Consider the following 19,691-nt stretch of genomic DNA (forward strand, 5'->3'; position numbering starts at 1 on the left):
CTGCTATCTTGCCGATGCTGATTTTGGTGCCACGATCAATTGGCTCACAGCCACGGCGCCGGCGTATCCATCGCGATGAGCTGCTCGACCTCGATGCGCGGACGCACCACCGCGTATTGGTCGCCCTTCACCAGCACCTCCGGCACCAGCGGCCGGGTGTTGTAGGTGCCGGCCTGCACCGCGCCGTAGGCGCCGGCGGTCATGATGGCGATGAGATCGCCCGGCTTCGGCGTCGGCAGCGTGCGGTCCAGCGCGAGATAGTCGCCGGTCTCGCAGACCGGTCCGACGACGTCGGCCGCGATCATGGCTGTGCCCTTGGCCGGCTGCGTCACCGGCAGAATGTCGTGATGAGCCTCGTACAGCGTCGGCCGGATCAGATCGTTCATGGCGGCGTCGATGATGACGAAATTCTTGCCGTCGCCGTGCTTCACATAGATCACCTTCGCGACGAGGATGCCGGCATTGCCGACGATCATGCGGCCAGGCTCGAACATCAACGTGCAGCCGAGATTGTGGCTGACGCGCTTGACCATGGCGGCATAGGCGTCCGGCGCCGGCGGCGCCTCGCGGTCCATGTAATAGGGAATGCCGAGGCCGCCGCCGAAATCGACATGCGAGATGTTGTGGCCGTCGGCGCGCAGCGTCTGCACGAATTCGGAGAGGATGCGAAATGCCGTCTCCATCTTGGAGAGATCGGTGATCTGGCTGCCGATATGCACGTCGGTGCCCGTCACCTCGATGCCGGGCAGTTTTGCCGCGCGCGCGTAGACCTCGCGGGCGTGCGCGATCGGGATGCCGAACTTGTTCTCGGACTTGCCGGTCGAGATCTTGGCGTGCGTCCCGGCATCGACGTCCGGATTGACGCGCACGGAGATGCGCGCGGTCTTGCCCATCTCGGTCGCAAGCCGCGACAGCAGCTCGAGCTCCGGCTCGGATTCGACGTTGAGGCAGAGGATGTCGGCGGCGAGCGCGGCGCGCAGCTCGTCCTCCGTTTTACCGACGCCGGAGAACAGGATCTTGCTTGCTGGGATGCCCGCGGCCAGCGCGCGCTTCAGTTCACCGCCGGAGACCACGTCGGCGCCGGCGCCAAGCTTGGCCAGCGTGCGCAGCACCGACTGGTTGGAGTTCGCCTTCATGGCGTAGCAGACCAGCACCTTCTCGCCGGCAAACGCGTCGGTGAAGACGCGGTAGTGCCGCTCCAGCGTCGCGGTCGAATAGCAATAGAACGGCGTGCCGACGGTCGCGGCCAGCTCGGACAGGTTCACCGCCTCGGCGTGCAGCACGCCGTTGCGGTAGTCGAAATGGTTCATGGCGTTGGCTCGGTTGTCGCGGCTTATTTTTTGCCGGGAGGTTCGTCCAGGAGCGGGTCGAGGATAAACGGTTTCTTCTTGCCCTTGGTCGCGGCAGGCCCCGCATCCGCACCGTAGGTGGGATTGAACACGCTCGGCGTTTTCTGGGCTTCGGTCTCGGTGTCGGTCGGCGCCGCGATATTGGCCGTCGACGCACTGGAGGCGGTCGGCGGCAGATCGAGCGGGCCCTTGCGGCCGCAGCCTGCGAGCGCAAGCGCACTCAGGCTCAAGACAATGATGGCCCACCCCGATCCGGCCGGGCGAAACTTTGACGTCACGACGAAATCCCCACTACGCGGCGCGCACCATACAGAGAATGGCGCGCTCTGGCGAGAGCCGGATGACCATGAAACATAAGCGAAATTTTGCCCTCAGCCCAATTTTCGCTCTTTTTCCAGCCGCTTCACCCAGGCCTTGGCCTGGCTTGCCACGTTCTTCGGCGCGGTGCCGCCAAAGCTGGTGCGGCTCTTCACCGACGATTCGACCGAGAGCACGCCGAGCACATCCTTGGTGATCTTTGGCTCAATCGCCTGCATCTCCTTGAGCGGCAGCTCGTGCAGCGCCACGCCGCCCTCGGCGGCTTTCGCGACGATGCGTCCGGTGACGTGATGGGCGTCGCGGAACGGCATCTTCAGCGTGCGCACCAGCCAGTCGGCGAGATCGGTCGCGGTGGAGTAGCCCTCGCCGGCCGCCGCCTTCATCTTGGCTTCGTCCGGCACGAGATCGCGGACCATGCCGGTCATGGCCCGGATCGCCAGCGACAGCGCGGCAAAGCCCTCCATGGCGCCCTGCTTGTCTTCCTGCATGTCCTTTTGATAGGCGAGCGGCAGGCCCTTCATCACGATCAGGAGACCGCTCAGCGCGCCGATGACGCGGCCGGTCTTGGCGCGCACCAGTTCGGCAGCATCGGGATTGCGCTTCTGCGGCATGATCGAGGAGCCGGTGGTGAACTTGTCGCTGAGCCGGATCATGCCGACCAGGGGCGAGGTCCAGATCACGATCTCCTCGGCGAAGCGCGACATGTGCACGGCGCAGATCGAGGCCGCCGACAGCGTCTCGAGCACGAAGTCGCGGTCTGATACCGCGTCGAGCGAGTTCGCCATGGGCCGGTCGAAGCCGAGCGCTTTGGCCGTGGCGTGACGGTCGATCGGGAACGATGTGCCCGCGAGCGCGGCGGCGCCGAGCGGGGATTCATTGAGCCGCTTGCGCGCGTCCTGGAAACGGCCGCGGTCGCGCGCGGCCATCTCGACATAGGCGAGCAGGTGATGGCCGAAGGTTACAGGCTGCGCGGTCTGCAGATGCGTGAAGCCGGGCATCACGGTCGCGGCATGTTCGAGTGCGCGATTGACCAGCGCCGCCTGGAACGTGGCGAGCGCGGCGTCAGTCTCATCGAGAACGTCGCGGACATAAAGACGGAAATCGGTCGCGACCTGGTCGTTGCGCGAGCGCGCAGTGTGCAGGCGGCCGGCGGCGGGGCCGATCAGCTCAGACAGGCGGCTCTCGACATTCATGTGAATGTCCTCGAGCGCGCGCTTGAATTCGAAGCCGCCCTTGCCGATCTCTGACAAAATCGTGTCTAGACCCTTGCCGATATTTTTCGCATCAGAGGCCGTGATGATGCCCTGCGTGGCAAGCATCGCGGCGTGGGCCTTGGACGCGGCAATGTCCTGGGCAAAGAGGTGACGATCGACGTCGATGGAGACGTTGATCTCTTCCATGATCTCATCGGGACGTTCCGAGAACCGGCCGCCCCACATCTTGTTGCTCATGATCCCCTGCTCACGCCTTGCTGTGCCGCACGTTTGCTGGCTGGCGCCAGCCGTATTAAGAGGCCTCTGATAGCCGTATCTGCGACCGGATGACAAACGATATGCTCGACCCCAAGCCCTCCGCCACGCGCCTGATCCCCCTCGTCATCGCCACCGTGGCAATCGGAGGGCTGGCCGGCTTCGCCGCGCTATACGGGCTGGGCCTGAGCCGGGCGCCTGCCGGCGATCCGGCCTGCCGGTCGGCGGTCGCGACCGCCGCGAGGATCGCCCCGCTCGCCCGTGGCGAGGTGGCGGCGCTGACCATGGCGAGCGCACCCTTGAAGCTGCCGGATCTCGCCTTCGAGGACGCCGACGGCAAGCCGAGGAAGCTGTCGGATTTCCGCGGCAAGACGCTGCTGGTCAACCTCTGGGCCACCTGGTGTGTGCCCTGCCGCAAGGAAATGCCAGCGCTGGACGAGCTCCAGGCCAAGCTGGCGGGCCCGAATTTCGAGGTCGTCGCGATCAATATCGACACCCGCGACCCCGAGAAGCCGAAAAACTTCCTCAAAGACGCCAGCCTGACCCGGCTTGGCTATTTCAACGACCAGAAAGCCAAGGTTTTTCAGGATCTTAAGGCGATAGGTCGAGCCCTGGGCATGCCGACCTCGGTGCTGGTCGATCCGCATGGCTGCGAGATCGCGACGATCGCGGGACCGGCGGAATGGGCGAGCGACGATGCGCTCAAGCTGATCCGGGCGACGCTGGGCCCGGCCGCCGCGTCGCTTTAGGCGCTGATATTGATATTGCCGCCGACGCCCGCGCCGACATTGGCGAGCGAGGGCTGACCGGCGCCCATCAGCGTCAGGACGGCGGATTTCTCCGCGTCTGCGTTCTGCTTCATCAGCGTCGCCGAAATGTTCGACTGAAGCGCGCCTTGCTGAGAGGCCAGCATGGTGCTGACCATCGCCATCGTGTCCATTACGCAAACCCTCGTACCGGCGAGAGCCTAGGCGGGGTCGGTTAACACGACATGAATTGTCACAAGATGGATCAGCGCGTCGGAACCGGCTTGGCGCCGCGGTAGTCGTAGAAGCCGCGTTGCGTCTTGCGGCCGAGCCAGCCGGCTTCGACGTATTTCACCAGCAGCGGGCATGGGCGATATTTGGAGTCGGCCAGGCCCTCATGCAGCACCTGCATGATGGAGAGACAGGTATCGAGGCCGATGAAATCGGCGAGCTCGAGCGGGCCCATCGGATGGTGGGCGCCGAGCTTCATCGCCGCGTCGATCGCCTCAACGTTGCCGACGCCTTCATACAGCGTGTAAATCGCCTCGTTGATCATCGGCAGCAGGATGCGGTTGACGATGAAGGCCGGGAAATCCTCGGAGACCGCGACCTGCTTGCCGAGCTTGGCAACGAATTCCTTGGACGCCTCGAACGTCGAATCGTCGGTGGCGATGCCGCGGATCAGCTCGACCAGCTCCATCAGCGGCACCGGATTCATGAAGTGAATGCCAATGAAGCGCTCGGGCCGGTCGGTGGCGGCGGCAAGCCGCGTGATCGAGATCGAGGACGTGTCGGAGGCGACGATCGCCTCCGGCTTCAACACCGCGCAGAGCTCGTGGAAGATCTTGCGCTTGACCTCTTCCTTCTCGACCGCAGTCTCGATCACGAGGTCGCAGTCGGCGAGGTCATCAAGCTTTTCGGCGAGCTTGATGCGCCCGATCGCCTTCGCCTTGTCGTCCTCGGTGACACCCTTCTTGGAGACCTGGCGCGCCAGATTGCCGTGGATGGTGGCCATGCCCGACTTGAGACGGTCGGCCGAGACATCGTTGAGCACCACGTCGAAGCCAGCCAGCGCCGCGACATGCGCGATGCCACTGCCCATCTGCCCCGCGCCGATCACGCCGACCTTCTTGATCACTGCCGCCATAATGTCATCCACCGGAACGGCGCGCATGTCGCGCCTGCCTAATCCCCCGAGCCGGGAGGACTGATTTGATCAGAAGCTTGATTTAATCAGAACCTTGGCCCGAAACCTAGATTGGATCGCTCCCCCGGCGTGCCCCACGCCAAAGAAAACGCCTCGAAAAAGAAACACCGGCCGGAGTTTATACCTCCGGCCGGTGTTTTGAACGCGTTTTACTTGCCGAGCTTGCCGAGTTCGGCCGTCAGCTCCGGAACCGCCTGGTAGAGATCGGCGACCAGGCCGTAATCGGCGACCTGGAAGATCGGCGCGTCTTCGTCCTTGTTGATCGCGACGATCACCTTGGAGTCCTTCATGCCGGCCAGATGCTGGATCGCGCCGGAAATGCCGACCGCAACATAGAGCTCGGGGGCCACGACCTTGCCGGTCTGGCCGACCTGCCAGTCGTTCGGCGCATAGCCGGCATCGACCGCCGCGCGCGAGGCACCGACGCCGGCGCCGAGCTTGTCGGCGAGCGGCTCGATGTACTTGGCGAAGTTCTCGCGGCTCTGCATGGCGCGACCGCCGGAGACGATGATCTTGGCCGAGGTCAGCTCGGGACGGTCGCTCTTGGCAACTTCCTCGCCGACAAAGGACGACAGGCCCGGATCGGCCGCTGCCTGAACGCTCTCGACCGGCGCGCTGCCGCCGGCAGCCGCAGCCGCGAAGGTCGAGGTGCGGACCGTGATGACCTTCTTGGCGTCCTTCGACTTCACCGTCTGGATGGCGTTGCCGGCATAGATCGGACGCTCATAGGTGTCGGGCGCGACCACCTTGGTGATCTCCGAGACCTGCATGACGTCGAGCAGAGCTGCGACGCGTGGCATCACGTTCTTGAAGCGCGAGGTCGCGGGCGCGACGATCGCGTCGTAGGACGGGGCCAGCGAAACGATCAGCGCGGCCAGCGGCTCGGCGAGATCGTGCGCGTAGGGCTCGCCTTCAGCGACCAGCACCTTGGCAACGCCCGTGAGCTTGGAAGCAGCCTCGGCCGCAGCCTTGGTGCCCTGCCCGCCACCGGCGACCAGCACGTGAACATCGCCGCCAAGCTGGGACGCCGCAGTGAGCGCCTTGTTGGTGGAGTCCTTGAGGACCTCGTGTTCGTGTTCGGCAATCAGCAACGTCGTCATCAGAGCACCCCGGCTTCGTTCTTGAGCTTCGACACCAGCTCGGCGACGTCCTTGACCTTGACGCCTGCCTTGCGGCCCGCGGGCTCCGTCGTCTTCAGAACTTCGAGGCGCGCGGTGACGTCGACGCCATAGTCGGCGACGGTCTTGTCCGCGATCGGCTTCTTCTTGGCCTTCATGATGTTGGGCAGCGACGCATAGCGCGGTTCGTTGAGACGAAGATCGGTGGTGACGATCGCCGGTCCCTTCAGCTTCACGGTCTGGAGGCCGCCGTCGACTTCGCGGGTGACCTTGAAGTCGCTTCCTTCGACCTCGAGCTTCGAGGCGAACGTCGCCTGCGACCAGCCGAGCAGTGCGGCCAGCATCTGGCCGGTCTGATTGCTGTCGTCGTCGATCGCCTGCTTGCCGAGAATGATGAGACCCGGCTGCTCTTCGTCAGCGATCTTCTTCAGGATCTTGGCGACAGCGAGCGGCTCGACGATGCCGTCGGCCTTTACCAGGATGCCGCGATCGGCGCCCATGGCGAGACCGGTACGGATCGTCTCCGACGCCTGCGCCGGTCCGATGGAGACCACCACGACCTCGGTGGCCTTGCCGGCTTCCTTCAGACGCAGCGCTTCCTCGACTGCGATTTCGTCGAACGGGTTCATCGACATCTTGACGTTGGCGAGTTCAACGCCCGATCCATCGCTCTTGACGCGAACCTTGACGTTGTAATCGACCACCCGCTTTACCGGTACTAAGACCTTCATCGATCCTCTTTCACTCAATTTGGGAGGGGGGTATTTCAACTGGCGCGGAACCTAAAGGCCTGATCCGGCCCGGTCAACGCGCGAAGGGCCTAATTTTAGACCCCTGAAATGCTGATCTCAATGGGTCAGCGATTCTGGCCCGGAACCCAGAGCACGTCGCCGGCGCCATTATGGTTGGCGGCGCGGCTTGCCACGAACAGGAAGTCCGACAGGCGGTTCATATATTGGATACCAGCCGCGCCGACCGTCTCGCCGGGCTGGGCCGCCAGTTCCACCATCACCCGTTCCGCCCTGCGGCAAATCGTACGTGCAACATGAAGATGGGCCGCCGCCGGCGTGCCGCCCGGCAGCACGAAGGAGGTCAACGGGGCGAGCTTGTCGTTGAGCCCATCGATGTCGCGCTCGAGCCGTTCGACCTGGCTTGCCACCACCCGCAGCCGATCCGCTTTGCCTTCCCGCTCGGGCACTGCGAGATCGGCACCGAGATCGAACAAATCGTTCTGAATCCGGCCGAGCATCGCATCGAGCTCAGGCGCATCTTTTGTGTGAAGCCGTACCACGCCGATCGCCGCATTGGTCTCGTCGACCGTGCCATAGGCCGCGATGCGCAGATCATATTTCGGACGGCGCTCACCCGAGCCGAGCGCTGTCGTGCCGTCGTCACCGGTCTTGGTATAGATGCGGTTGAGCACGACCATGGTTTAACGCCCCATCGCCCAGACTGCGGTCATGGCGATGACGATCGCGATGAACTGAAGCAGCACGCGCCAACGCATCAGCTTCTGCGAGGTGTTGGGCGAACCGCCTCGCATCATGTTGACGAGACCGAGCAGCAGCACGATCGCCACGGCGCCGGCTGCCACCGGCAGGATAAAAGTACTCAAAAGGGATGCCATGGGGGGTAGATAACACCGTGTGCGCCGGTCCGCTATCGTGTTCGCGATCTGGCTTTTAGGCCAATAATATCAGATGGTAGCCCAATGATTTCCGATTTGCGCCAATTGCCTGCCTTGTTCGCCTCTCCCCGCAAGCGCGGTGAGGGATCGGCAGCAGCGGTGTAGGTGGGCGCGTGAAAGCAATCCGCACCATCTACATCGTCGTGATGGACGCGTTCTACACGTTCCTGGCCGATGACGGCTGGGCGATCGCAAGCCACATCGCGCTGTCGACGCTGATGGCGCTGTTCCCGTTCCTGATCGTGCTGACCTCGCTTGCCGGCTTCTTCGGCTCCAAGGAACTCGCCGACCAGGCGGCCGGGCTGATGCTCCAGGTCTGGCCGAAGCAGGTGGCGGACTCGCTCTCCGGCGAGATCCACGACGTGCTGACGACCACCCGCAGCGGTGTGCTGACCATCGGCGCCGTGCTCTCGGTCTACTTTGCCTCCAATGGCGTCGAGGCGCTTCGCGTCGCGCTCAACCGCGCCTATGCGGTGGTGGAGATGCGGCGCTGGTACTGGCTGCGGCTGGAATCGATCGGCTACACGCTGGTCGCGGCCTTCACTGCACTCGCCATGGCATTCCTGATCGTGCTCGGCCCGCTCTTCATCGAGGCGGCGCGGCGCCACATTCCGCTGTTCGTCGAGTCCAACGAGAGCATCCTCACCTGGCTGCGCTACGGCATCACCGTCGGCGCGCTGGTCGTGGCGCTGCTGATCCTGCATGCCTGGCTGCCGGCGGGACGACGCGGCTTCCTCCAGATTTTGCCCGGCATCGTCTTCACCATCGTGGCGTCGCTGATCTCAGGCATCGTGTTCGGGCAATATCTGGCGCGCTTCGCCAACAATTACGTGACGATGTATGCGGGACTCGCCTCGGTGATCATTGCGCTGGTGTTTCTGTATTTCATCGCCGCGATCTTCGTTTACGGCGGCGAGCTCAACGCCGCGATCATCAAGTTGCGGCTTCCTCACGGCGTCTCGCTTCAAGCAGCGCAGTCGCTAAAGCCCGCGGAGACACAGGCTTGACCAGGAAGGCGTCGGCGCCGGCTTCGCGGGAGGCCGCTTCGTCCTCGCCGCGCCCGGAGACCCCGATAATGGGGATTTGAGCCAGCGGCGTCTGCATATTGCGGATTTGCCTGATCGCCTCGACGCCGTCGATGCCCGGCAAGACCATGTCCATCAGCACTGCGTCGAACGCGCCTTTCGCAAGCCGGTTCACGGCATCCTCGCCGCGCCCGATGAACTCGGCATGATGGCCGAGTTCGGTCAAAATGGTGTTGAGCACGACACGACCGAACGGATTGTCCTCGACGCTGAGCACGCGTAGCGCCGCCAGAACATCCGCCTCAGCGCCGCCTGACTTGCGGGACTTCGTCGGTCCTGCCGCATCAAGAGAGACCGTTAGCGTGAAGGTGGCGCCGCCGCCGCGCCGTGGCGCGACCGTGATGTCGCCGCCCATCCCGCGCGCCAGCTGCTTCACCGAGGACAGCCCGAGGCCAGCGCCGCCGAAACGCGAGGCAATCGTGACATTGGCCTGGGTGAAGGGACGGAACAGCCGCTTGATCTCGACCATGGTCAGGCCGATGCCGCTGTCGGACACCGCAAAGGCAACACCGACCTTGCGCTTGTCTTTCGCCTTGTCCTTGACCTTGCCGCTTCCTTTGCCTTTGGCGGGGCGCCAGGGCATGGCCGAGATCGCCACGCCGCCCTGGTCGGTGAACTTCACGGCATTGTCGATCAGGTTCTCGAGCGCGGCGCGCAGGCGGACGGAATCGCCGACCACGAGACCGGGGAGCTTTTCGGAGATCTCGACCTCGGCCTGGAGGCCCTTAGCCGCGGCACGACCGGCGAGCGAATCGCCGGTGCTGCGGGCGAGCGCCCGCAGGTCGAACAAATCCTGCCGCAACGAGCTGCCGCTCTTCGCGGCCCCTCTCCCGGTTTTGGCGGCGTCGACGAACAGGGTGGCAAGGTTCGCCAGATGTTCGGCGCCGGCCTTGATGGTGTCGGCCCAGCGCCGTTCCCGCTCGCCGAGATCGGAAGTCGCGAGCAGGTCGCTGATCGCCAGGATCCCGGTCAGGGGTGTGCGGACCTCGTGGGCAAAGGCGGCAAGCGCGGCCTGGACTACGTCCGGCGCAGGGGGCCTGGTGCTGCGCTTGCGCACCTTGCCGGCCGCCCCGGACCGCTTCCGAGGCGGTCGCGTGGACTTCTGCGTGGTGCGCGCTGCGCGCGTTTTCGCCGCCATAAATCCCCTGCGAAGTATCCCCTTCGAACCCCAGGCTCTCGGTCAAGCATGGCACGGCGGAACCCCCGGAGTCACGGCGGCGTTTTGCTAACCCCCAGAGAAACTTAACCTAATCCCACCAACCTGCGGATACCGGCAGGCGAGGCACCGGCCGCGCGCAACTCTCGCAGGCCGGTGGAGCGGGTCGATTTCGACAGCTTCCGGCCCTCGCCGTCGCGAATCAGGCGGTGGTGGCGGTAGGCGGGCTCGGGCAAGCCGAGCAGGACTTGCAGCAGACGGTGGACCGAGGTGGTGTGAAACAGATCCTGCCCCCGAACCACCTCGCTGATGTCCTGGAGCGCGTCGTCGACCACCACGGACAGATGGTAGCTGGTCGGCGTCTCCTTCCGGGCCAGGATCACGTCGCCCCAGGCCTCGGGGCGCGCCGGGACGAGGCCATGCTCGCCGTCGGGACCCTCCCCGAGCTCGTTCCAGGTCAGGCTGGCCATGTGGCGGCAGGCGGCGGCCATGTCGAGCCGCAGCGCGTAAGGCACGCCCGAGTCGATCAGCCGCGCGCGCTCGGCGGCGGACAGCGATTTCGCAATCCCCGGATACAGCGGCACGCCATCGGGATCGCGCGGCCAAAGCCCCTCGGCCTCGCGCGCAGCCACCAGCCTTGCAATCTCGGCGCGGCTCTCGAATGCGGGATAGACGAGACCGAGCGCGGAGAGTTTTTCGAGCGCCGCGCCATAATCGGCCAGATGCTCCGACTGCCGCCGCACCGGCGTCTCCCAGGCAATCCCGAGCCAGCGAAGATCCTCGTCAATCGCCGTCTCGAACTCCGGCCGGCAGCGCGTGGCGTCGATGTCCTCGATGCGCAGCAACAGCCGGCCGCCGGTCTCGCGCGCGCGGTCGAAATTGAGCAGCGCCGAATAGGCGTGGCCGAGATGCAGAAGGCCGTTCGGGCTGGGGGCAAATCGGAAAACGGGTGGCATCGCTTTCATGGTACTCGTCATTGCCCAGCTTGACCTGGCAATCGATCTTCCAAGACTCTGTTACGATAGGAGATGGATGCGCCGGTCAAGCCCGCGCATGACGAGTAGAACCACCATGACCATCCACCTCGAAACCCAGTCCGATCTCGAAGAAGCTGTCCACGCGCTGGTCAAGCGCGACCCCCGGCTCAAACCCGTGCTCGCGGTCGCGGGCATGCCGGCGTTGCGGCGGCGCGAGCCGGGCTTTGCGGGGCTTGCCCATATCGTCTGCGGGCAGCAGCTTTCGACCGCGAGCGCTGGGGCGATCTGGGGGCGGCTCTCCACCGCCTTCGATCCGTTCGACCATGAGGCGGTGCGCCGCGCCCGCACCGACCGACTGGGCCGCCTCGGCCTTTCCGCCGCCAAGATCAAGACGCTGAAACATCTCGCGCGCGAAATCATCGCGGAGCGACTGAACCTCGACGTGCTCGCCGAAGAAGACGCCGACGCCGCGCATCATACGCTGATCGCGCTGCCCGGTATCGGACCGTGGACGGCCGATGTCTACCTGCTGTTTTGTCTCGGCCATGGCGACGCCTGGCCGGCCGGCGACCTCGCCGTGCAGGAGGGGATCAAGATCGGCCTGGGCTTGCAGGCGCGGCCGACGGAAAAGCAGATGGCGCCGCTCGCCGAACCCTGGCGTCCCCTGCGCGGCGCCGCCGCGCATCTGTGGTGGAGCTATTATCGCGCGGTGAAGAAGCGCGAGGGCGTGATCACGGCCTGAGCAGCCGAACAACGTTTAAAACTATGTTGCTGTTGCAAACGACGCGTGCGTCACCGATGAGATGCCGGCGCGGGCAGGAACCGGGATCAACATGATGACAGCCATCGACTTCATTGTTGCGCGAGACAATTTCGAAATCTGCAAGACGATCGCGACTGCGCTTCCTGACAGCGATGCGCTGCCGCAAGATGCGCTGCTGGTGAAGGTCGACCGCTATGCGCTGACCGCCAACAACATTACCTATGCCGTGCTCGGCGACGATCTGAAATACTGGCAGCTGTTTCCTGCGCCGCAAGGCTTCGGCAATATCCCGGTGTGGGGCTTTGGCGAGGTGATCGCCTCGAAACACCCAAACGTGCCTGTCGGCGAACGGCTGTTCGGCTACTTCCCGATGGCGACGCATCTCGTCATCGAGGCCACCGACGTCAGCAAGCGCGGCTTGCGTGACGGCGCCGCGCATCGGCAGGGCGTCGCACCGGTCTACAACGCCTATGCGCGCGTCAGCGGCGATCCCGCTTATGCCGGACGGCAGGGCGATTACCAGGCGCTGCTGCGGCCGCTGTTCATGCTGTCGTTCCTGGTCGACGATTTTCTCGCCGAGAACGACGATTTCGGTGCGCGGGCCGTGCTGCTCTCGAGCGCCTCGAGCAAGACCGCATTCGGGCTCGCCCATTTGCTGCACACGCGCGGCCGCAAGGTGATCGGCCTGACGTCGGCGGGGAACACCGGCTTCGTCACCTCGCTCGGCTGCTACGACGATGTCATCACCTATGACCGCGTGACGTCGCTGCCGTCCGGTGCGCCCGTCGCGTTCGTCGACATGGCTGGCAACAGCGCGCTACGCGCCGAATTGCACCGGCATTTTGGCGATCAGATGAAATGCTCGGTAAGCGTCGGATTGACCCATCGTGCGACCGAGCCCGACGAAGCCGCGCTGCCCGGCGCAAAGCCGCGCTGGTTCTTCGCCCCCGACCAGATCCGCAAGCGCGCCAAGGAATGGGGACCGGGCGGCATCGAGCAGCGTTTTGGCGCGGCATGGTTCGGTTTCACACCGATGTTGCAGAGATGCCTGACCGTGGTCGAGAGCAGCGGACCCGAGTCTGTGCGGCAGGTTTATCTCGATACGCTGAAGGGGCGTATTCCGCCTGAGCAGGGCCACATGCTGTCACTGCTCGGGTAAAGCGCTTTCGAGCATCTTCGAACCAGTATAGCGTTCAATCTCAGAGGAAACGCCGCGAAGACGGCCACGAGGTCGCGCATGCTGGACAGGACGAAGGATATTGCCGTCACCGCACAAGCCTGGCTCGACGAGTTTGAGCGCACGCTTGGCAAGCCCGATCGCAATGCGCTGGATCGCTTGTTCGTTGCCGAATGCTTCTGGCGCGACGTGCTGGCGCTGAGCTGGAACCTGCAAACGATCGCCGGCCACGCCGAAATTGCGCAAGCGCTGACCGTGCTCACGCCCAAGGCCGCGCCGGCGAATTTCAAACTCGCGCCGAACCGCGCGGCGCCGCGCTGGGTGACGCGCGCCGGCACCAACACTATCGAAGCGATCTTCGACTTCGAAACCGCGCTCGGCCGTGGCAGCGGCATCCTGCGGCTGGTGCCCGACGTCGCAGACGGCGACCTGTTGAAGGCGTGGACTCTCCTTACCGCGCTCGACGAGTTCAAGGGCTTCGAGGAGCAACTCGGCACGTCGCGGCCACGCGGACAAGCCTATTCGCGCGACTTCCGCGGGCCGAACTGGCTCGATTTGCGCAACGCATCGCGCGACTATTCGGATCGCGATCCGGCCGTGCTGGTGGTCGGCGGCGGCCAGGCCGGGCTTGCGATTGCGGCCCGGCTGAAACAGCTGAAGGTCGACACGCTGATCGTCGATCGCGGGGCGCGGATCGGTGACAATTGGCGCAAGCGCTATCACGCGCTCACCCTGCACAATCAGGTGCAGGTCAATCACATGCCCTACATGCCGTTTCCGCCGAACTGGCCAACCTATATCCCCAAGGACAAGCTCGCGAACTGGTTCGAGACTTACGTCGACGCCATGGAGCTGAACTTCTGGACCGGCACTGTGTTCGAGGGCGGCGCCTATGACGAGGCGAACAACCACTGGTCCGTTACGCTAAGCCGTGCCGACGGCACCAAGCGCACCATGCATCCGCGCCATGTGGTGATGGCGACCGGCGTCAGCGGCATCGCCAATTTGCCGGACATTCCGACCCTCGACAATTTCGAGGGCACGCTGCTGCATTCGAGCCGCTACGAGGACGGCGAGAACTGGCATGGCAAGCGCGCGATCGTCATCGGCACCGGCAACAGCGGCCACGACATCGCGCAGGATCTCTACTCCAGCGGCGCCGAGGTGACGCTGGTGCAGCGTTCGCCGACGCTTGTCACCAATATCGAGCCGTCGGCGCAGCTTGCCTATGCGACCTACAACGAAGGCACGCTCGAGGACAACGACCTGATCGCGACCTCGATGCCGACGCCGCTGGCCAAGAAGACTCATGTGATGCTGACGGAGCAGTCGAAGGAGCTCGACAAGGAGCTGCTCGACGGCCTCCGCCGCGTCGGCTTCAAGCTCGACTTCGGCGAGGCCGGCACCGGCTGGCAGTTCAAATACCTCACCCGCGGCGGCGGTTATTATTTCAACGTCGGCTGCTCCAACCTGATCGTCGAGGGCGCGATCGAGCTGAAGCAGTTTTCCGACATCGAAAGTTTCGTCACTGAGGGCGCACGGATGAAGGACGGATCGACCATCGCCGCCGATCTCATCGTGCTCTCGACCGGCTACAAATCGCAGGAATACCTGGTGCGAAAGCTGTTCGGCGACGGCATCGCCGACCGCGTCGGCCCGGTCTGGGGCTTTGGCGACGGTTTTGAGCTGCGCAACATGTATACGCGCACCGGGCAGCCCGGCCTGTGGTTCATCGCCGGCAGCCTCGCGCAATGCCGGATCAACTCGAAATATCTCGCGCTCCAGATCAAGGCGATCGAGGAAGGGGTTTTGGGGCGCAAGGTGGGCACGGCTTGAGCCTCTCGGCCTTGCGAGCGCAGCGAAGCAATCCAGGGTTTTCCGCGGAAACAGTCTGGATTGCTTCGCTGCGCTCGCGATGACAGTGTGGGATGATTGCGCCGGAAACCAAAAAAGGGAAAAACCAATGCCAGCCATTCTCGGCACCGGCGAGCACCGCTACCGCGTCGTCGAAAACTTCGCAAAACTGCCGGACGGCTGGACGCTGACCGACGTCGCCTCCGTCGCCGTCGACAGCAAGGACCGCGTTTACGTCTTCAACCGTGGCGCCCATCCGATGGTGGTGCTGGACCGCGACGGCAATTTCCTCCGCAGCTTTGGCGAAGGCCTGTTCTCGCGCGCGCACGGGCTGCACATCGACGCCGATGACAATCTCTACTGCACCGATGACGGCGACCACACCGTGCGCAAATGCACCACCGACGGCAAGGTGCTGCTGACGATCGGCATTCCGCAAAAGCCCGCAGCCTTCATGAGCGGCGATCCCTTCCACCGCTGCACTCACACCGCGCTGTCGCCGAAGGGCGAGATCTACGTCTCAGATGGCTATGGCAACGCCCGCGTGCACAAGTTCACCCCGGACGGAAAGCTGATGAAGAGCTGGGGCGAGCCGGGCACCGATCCCGGCCAGTTCAACATCGTGCACAATATCGCCACCGACGCCGACGGCTTCGTCTACGTGGCCGACCGCGAGAACCATCGCGTGCAGGTGTTCGACGGCGAAGGCAAATACGAGACGCAGTGGAACAATCTGCACCGGCCCTGCGCGCTATGCTGTTGCGGCGGGGCTAAGAGCCCGACCTTCGTGATCGGTGAACTCGGCCCTGGCCTTGCCGTCAACCGCAAGGTGCCCAATCTCGGGCCGCGGCTGTCGATCGTGGACGCCAAGGGAAAGCGCATCGCGCGGCTCGGCGGCGAGGACGGTCCGGGCGTCGCCAGCGGAAAATTCCTGGCGCCGCACGGGATCGCGCTGGATTCGCGCGGCGACATCTATGTCGGCGAGGTTGGTGTCACCAACTGGGAGACCAGCTTTCCCGACGAGGAGATGCCAGCCGTGGTGCGCGCGACGCGGTGCTTGCAGAAGCTGGAGCGGGTGCGGGAGTAGTCCAACCCGTCGTTTCCGGGCACGGTGGTTCCCCGTCTCTCTCGCTCGCCTCCCAAATCGCGGCGTTTTTGCGCGCTTGGCCACCCCGCGGCCGCATTGCCTTCGCCTGAATAAGTCGCTCAACGGGCTTCACAATCCCGTCACGCTGCATGTAGTATGTCAGTACATGCTGCTTCGCAGCGTAGGGTTGGAGGCCGGGAGCGTTACTTGAACGCACATGTCTCACAAGGCCATTGGCCGGTGTTGGTGCTGAATGCGGACTTCCGGCCGCTGAGTTACTACCCACTGTCTCTGTGGTCGTGGCAGGACGCGATCAAGGCGGTGTTCCTCGACCGCGTCAACATCGTCGCGCATTACGATCAGGCTGTCCGCAGTCCCACGCTGGAAATGCAATTGCCGAGCGTGGTCTCGCTCAAATCCTTCGTCAAGCCGACCACCCATCCTGCCTTCACCCGATTCAACGTCTTCCTGCGCGATCGCTTCAATTGCCAATATTGCGGCTCGCCCGAAGACCTCACCTTCGATCACATCATCCCGCGCAGCAAAGGCGGCCAGACCACCTGGGAGAACGTGGTGGCGGCGTGCTCGCCCTGTAATTTGCGCAAGGGCAACCTCACGCCGGTGCAGGCCAAGATGTTTCCGCGCCAGCACGCCTTCGCGCCGACCGTGCATCAGCTCCACCGCAACGGTCGGCTGTTCCCGCCGAACTATCTGCACGATAGTTGGCTGGACTATCTCTACTGGGATACGGAGCTGGATCCGTAGGGGCAGAGCGCTTCGTGTCGTTTGCCGCGGCCTTGGATGACCCCGCAGTCCCCTGATCGTCAGGTGATGGCGTCGCGATCGAGGCCCCTGCCGCTGTAGTTGAGGCAATTGCCCAAGACACGCTCTTGCCACGGATCATCGATATTCGACCAAGATCGGAAGATCTGGAAGATGGCGATGAGTACGCCCAGTTGGTTAAGAGTAGCGTCGCTTGTTTTTGCGTTCGCGCATGGCGCGGCTGCGCAGGATGTACCATCCGAGCTCACCCCTGTCGGCAAGACCATCCTTCAAGCCGTCCTCGCGCGCGATGGTCGACCGCTTTACGACCGCCCGGGGCCGACCATACTGGTCGAGCCGAAATTTCAGCGAGCTTGCTGATCGCGACGAAATTTGACGCGGCGCGAATTCGGACAGACGGCACCGTCTTTGTGTCGATCTCCGGCGCAAACCCGGAATCCTGCGGCTGTCGGATCATTCCTGGGTGGTGCAGCCACGCCCGAGCGTTTCGTGCGACATTGGACACGCGATCATGTCGCAGGTCAGGCTTTCGCTTCGAATGCAAGGTCGAGCCGTGACCTCGCCAGCCCGGCGCGCTCGCTCTCAGAACCGTTTTGCCAAGACCGTAAAACTCTGACGCATGTTGGAAACAATGCAAGGCTCTCTCCAGACAGCCAAGCTATTTGAGCGCCACAAGCTAAAGGAGTCCGCACCGACGAGGAATACTACGTCAATTTGGCTCCGCTCTGTGCACGACCTTGCGCAAAAAATAGGCCAAACGCATATCGCGTAGGGATTGTATTATTCCTTCAGCACAGTCAATAATTATGCGCGTCAGCTGCAAACCTGACACTTTCGAACTGCACTTTATTGCTCGATATTCCCGCTCAGAGTTGTTTGGCCTTCTCAAACTCAATGGGGGCGAGGCGTGGCTAGTGCTCTTGTTTTGCGATCGACCAAGTTAAGCCAGCTCTGCAATTGTTCACCGCTCTCTATCGGATCGTTCGTCATCGGGGGCAGCCTTCGGTACGGCTTCCTCCGATTTGTATGCGGGTTGCTCATGCTGAGGCACGTACGAATTGCTCACAGGCGAGCCTTCGTCACCATCGCGTTCAGCATTTGTGGGCTCTTCACGGCCGCGGATGCTGTAGCACAAACTCCCGTTCTCACTCGCTCATATGACAACGCCCGAACGGGCGCGAATATGAAGGAAACGGCGCTCACTCCCGCTGCTGTCTCAGCCAAAGGCCTGCGACGCGTTCGGAGCTTTATCGTTGATGACGACAAGCGGATCGAGGCTCAGCCGCTTTACGTTCCGCATCTCATGATGCCGGACGGAAAGTTGCACGACGTGCTCTTCGTCGCTTCAATGGGCAATCATATCTGGGCATTTGACGTAGACGGCAACGGATCCTGGAAAACGCCCCAACTCGGCGCCCCGTTCGTGCCACCTGAAGTCCCCAATCAGGGGCACCGATCCACAACGATAGACAGCTGGGGCATCAACGTCGCTTGGGGCATCCTGAGCACGCCAGTGATCGACCTCGACGCAAACCGGATCTACTGCGTTAACTGGATGTTGCAGAACGGCAAGCCGGCCCTGTTCGCCCACCGCATCGATATCGCCACCATGGCTGAAATCGGCACGCCCGAGCCGATCGAGGCGAGCCTCGGCTCGCAGGTCGACGCATTTGGCAAACCGGTGAAACTCCAGCCGGATCAGAAGCAACGTGCCGCTCTCCTGCTGGTACCCCTGAGGGGCGAGCACAAGACACTGTTCTTCGCGACAACCGGCGGCGAGAATCCTGGCTCTCCGCATGGGTGGATGATCGCTTTTGACGTCGACACATTCAAGCAAGCGGCCGCTTGGGTCTCCACGCCATCCAGTTTCGGAGGCGGAATGTGGCTTGGTTCGCAGGGGCCCGCAGCAGACGATAGCGGCAATGTGTATGTGAGCACTGGCAATGGAGGCTACATCAAGCAGCATCCAAATGGAGTGCACGATTTCAACGGCACTACCGATTTCGCCGAGGCCGTTGTGCGCCTGAAATATGAGAAGACCGCAAACAGCGCCGCGCTCGCGCTTGATGACTGGTTCATTCCGTTCCGGGACAGCGATCGGAGCACAACGGTCGGCTATGATTATCGCGATCAGGATTTCGGTTCGGCTGGACCAATCTTGCCGCCCGGGAGCGACCTTCTTTTGGCAGGCGGCAAGGATGGCATTCTCTACGTGCTCAACCGCAAGAATCTAGGCAAGAAGGTTGGCGACATGAGCGTGCTGAAATCGCCGCCGATCTATGTGACGTACAATGGCGTCGGGCTACCGGTGACGGGTGATATCGATTTTCCGCTCGGCAACCCCACGCGTAACCCGAGCAAGACCCACCATTTGCATGGTTCTCCCGTCTTCTGGAACGGCTCCAAGGGGCCCATGATTTTCACATGGGGGGAGAACGAGTCACTCCGGGCCTGGACACTTAATCTTCAAACGGGCGTCGTCTCGTTCGTGGGCAAGGGAGCAGAGGTAGCATCCGCCGCGCTTGCTCTCAGCCCGACGGGCGTGGGAGGCATGCCGGGTGGGATGCTGGCCGTCTCGTCAAATGGGCAAGACCCCGGCACCGGCATCGTCTGGTCGCTCGCGCCCGTTGATGGCGATGCGAACCATGGCGTCGTTGAAGGAATTGCCAGGGCTTACGACGCTGCGACGCTGGATCCAACGCCTATCGACCCGCAAACGCCCAGATTGAAACTACTGTGGGACAGCCACCGAAGCGGCGTGACCTTCGACCACGCCAAGTTCGTTCCGCCGGTCGTGGCTGATGGCCGATTGTTCGTTCCAACTTATGACGGCCGGGTCGACATGTACATGCTGCCCCCCTGATATTCGTGCCCTACGGACATAACCGACCCAGGACTCGGCCCCACCGAGCGCA

At 63.5% G+C, this 19,691-nt stretch carries 19 protein-coding genes; 8 read left to right on the forward strand and 11 right to left on the reverse strand.

Translation table 11 applies throughout. The features are described from left to right. Positions 1-44 precede the first annotated feature (44 nt). The 3 genes from lysA to argH all read right to left on the reverse strand — a co-directional run bounded on the left by lysA (position 45) and on the right by argH (position 3,118). Complete coding sequence (gene lysA, locus ACPPVR_RS38845; RefSeq protein ID WP_426611755.1) at positions 45-1,310, reverse strand: diaminopimelate decarboxylase; 1,266 nt, start codon at positions 1,308-1,310, stop codon at positions 45-47. Between the two features lie 23 nt (positions 1,311-1,333). Continuing rightward, the gene (gene lptM, locus ACPPVR_RS38850; protein ID WP_426611756.1) at positions 1,334-1,627 is read right to left on the reverse strand and encodes an LPS translocon maturation chaperone LptM; all 294 of its coding nucleotides are present in this window, start codon (positions 1,625-1,627) and stop codon (positions 1,334-1,336) included. 93 nt (positions 1,628-1,720) lie between these two features. Continuing rightward, positions 1,721-3,118: an argininosuccinate lyase gene (gene argH / locus ACPPVR_RS38855; protein WP_426611757.1), complete on the reverse strand. Its 1,398-nt coding sequence runs from the start codon at positions 3,116-3,118 to the stop codon at positions 1,721-1,723. 101 nt (positions 3,119-3,219) lie between these two features. On the opposite strand from argH, the gene tlpA reads away from it, so the two are divergent. Further along, positions 3,220-3,885 (forward strand): thiol:disulfide interchange protein TlpA, encoded by a 666-nt coding sequence (tlpA, locus tag ACPPVR_RS38860; protein WP_426611758.1) that lies wholly within the window; start codon positions 3,220-3,222, stop codon positions 3,883-3,885. Here the strand turns inward: tlpA and ACPPVR_RS38865 are convergent. From ACPPVR_RS38865 to ACPPVR_RS38890, 6 genes are all read right to left on the reverse strand, one after another. Then, a complete protein-coding gene (locus ACPPVR_RS38865; RefSeq protein WP_426611759.1) occupies positions 3,882-4,076 on the reverse strand; it encodes a hypothetical protein in 195 nt (64 codons plus the stop codon). The two genes, tlpA and ACPPVR_RS38865, sit on opposite strands and share 4 nt — an antisense overlap. Before the next feature lie 71 nt (positions 4,077-4,147). Beyond that, the gene (locus ACPPVR_RS38870; RefSeq protein ID WP_426611760.1) at positions 4,148-5,029 is read right to left on the reverse strand and encodes a 3-hydroxybutyryl-CoA dehydrogenase; all 882 of its coding nucleotides are present in this window, start codon (positions 5,027-5,029) and stop codon (positions 4,148-4,150) included. Between the two features lie 209 nt (positions 5,030-5,238). Beyond that, entirely contained in the window at positions 5,239-6,189 is a 951-nt protein-coding gene (locus ACPPVR_RS38875) for an electron transfer flavoprotein subunit alpha/FixB family protein (protein ID WP_426611761.1), read from the reverse strand. After that, entirely contained in the window at positions 6,189-6,938 is a 750-nt protein-coding gene (locus ACPPVR_RS38880; RefSeq protein ID WP_426611762.1) for an electron transfer flavoprotein subunit beta/FixA family protein, read from the reverse strand. The genes ACPPVR_RS38875 and ACPPVR_RS38880 overlap by 1 nt, the downstream gene beginning before the upstream one ends. 125 nt (positions 6,939-7,063) lie before the next feature. Then, on the reverse strand, positions 7,064-7,636 hold the full coding sequence (locus ACPPVR_RS38885; protein WP_426611763.1) for a cob(I)yrinic acid a,c-diamide adenosyltransferase: 573 nt from the start codon (positions 7,634-7,636) through the stop codon (positions 7,064-7,066). Positions 7,637-7,639: 3 nt separating this feature from the next. Further along, positions 7,640-7,834, reverse strand: coding sequence for a twin transmembrane helix small protein (locus ACPPVR_RS38890; RefSeq protein WP_426611764.1), 195 nt, complete (start codon positions 7,832-7,834; stop codon positions 7,640-7,642). Between the two features lie 173 nt (positions 7,835-8,007). Here ACPPVR_RS38890 and ACPPVR_RS38895 point away from each other — a divergent pair, with 173 nt between their 5' ends. Beyond that, on the forward strand, positions 8,008-8,901 hold the full coding sequence (locus tag ACPPVR_RS38895; protein WP_426611765.1) for a YihY/virulence factor BrkB family protein: 894 nt from the start codon (positions 8,008-8,010) through the stop codon (positions 8,899-8,901). On the opposite strand, the gene ACPPVR_RS38900 is transcribed toward ACPPVR_RS38895, so the two are convergent. Continuing rightward, positions 8,828-10,117, reverse strand: coding sequence for an ATP-binding protein (locus ACPPVR_RS38900; protein ID WP_426611766.1), 1,290 nt, complete (start codon positions 10,115-10,117; stop codon positions 8,828-8,830). The genes ACPPVR_RS38895 and ACPPVR_RS38900 overlap by 74 nt on opposite strands. A gap of 104 nt (positions 10,118-10,221) precedes the next feature. Next, complete coding sequence (gene gluQRS / locus ACPPVR_RS38905; protein WP_426616274.1) at positions 10,222-11,091, reverse strand: tRNA glutamyl-Q(34) synthetase GluQRS; 870 nt, start codon at positions 11,089-11,091, stop codon at positions 10,222-10,224. A gap of 115 nt (positions 11,092-11,206) precedes the next feature. Here gluQRS and ACPPVR_RS38910 point away from each other — a divergent pair, with 115 nt between their 5' ends. The 6 genes from ACPPVR_RS38910 (at position 11,207) to ACPPVR_RS38935 (ending at position 19,639) form a co-directional block, all read left to right on the forward strand. After that, positions 11,207-11,854, forward strand: coding sequence for a DNA-3-methyladenine glycosylase family protein (locus tag ACPPVR_RS38910; RefSeq protein WP_426611767.1), 648 nt, complete (start codon positions 11,207-11,209; stop codon positions 11,852-11,854). Positions 11,855-11,948: 94 nt separating this feature from the next. Then, positions 11,949-13,034 (forward strand): DUF2855 family protein, encoded by a 1,086-nt coding sequence (locus ACPPVR_RS38915; RefSeq protein ID WP_426616275.1) that lies wholly within the window; start codon positions 11,949-11,951, stop codon positions 13,032-13,034. Positions 13,035-13,112: 78 nt separating this feature from the next. Further along, positions 13,113-14,888, forward strand: coding sequence for a flavin-containing monooxygenase (locus ACPPVR_RS38920; RefSeq protein WP_426611768.1), 1,776 nt, complete (start codon positions 13,113-13,115; stop codon positions 14,886-14,888). A gap of 127 nt (positions 14,889-15,015) precedes the next feature. After that, a complete protein-coding gene (locus ACPPVR_RS38925) occupies positions 15,016-15,993 on the forward strand; it encodes a peptidyl-alpha-hydroxyglycine alpha-amidating lyase family protein (RefSeq protein ID WP_426611769.1) in 978 nt (325 codons plus the stop codon). 207 nt (positions 15,994-16,200) lie between these two features. Beyond that, a complete protein-coding gene (locus ACPPVR_RS38930) occupies positions 16,201-16,758 on the forward strand; it encodes an HNH endonuclease (protein WP_426611770.1) in 558 nt (185 codons plus the stop codon). A gap of 1,201 nt (positions 16,759-17,959) precedes the next feature. Continuing rightward, the gene (locus tag ACPPVR_RS38935; protein ID WP_426611771.1) at positions 17,960-19,639 is read left to right on the forward strand and encodes a hypothetical protein; all 1,680 of its coding nucleotides are present in this window, start codon (positions 17,960-17,962) and stop codon (positions 19,637-19,639) included. The last annotated feature ends 52 nt before the right edge of the window (positions 19,640-19,691 follow it).

The sequence above is a fragment of the Bradyrhizobium sp. McL0616 genome (genome assembly GCF_049993385.1).
Classification (GTDB): Bacteria; Pseudomonadota; Alphaproteobacteria; order Rhizobiales; family Xanthobacteraceae; genus Bradyrhizobium.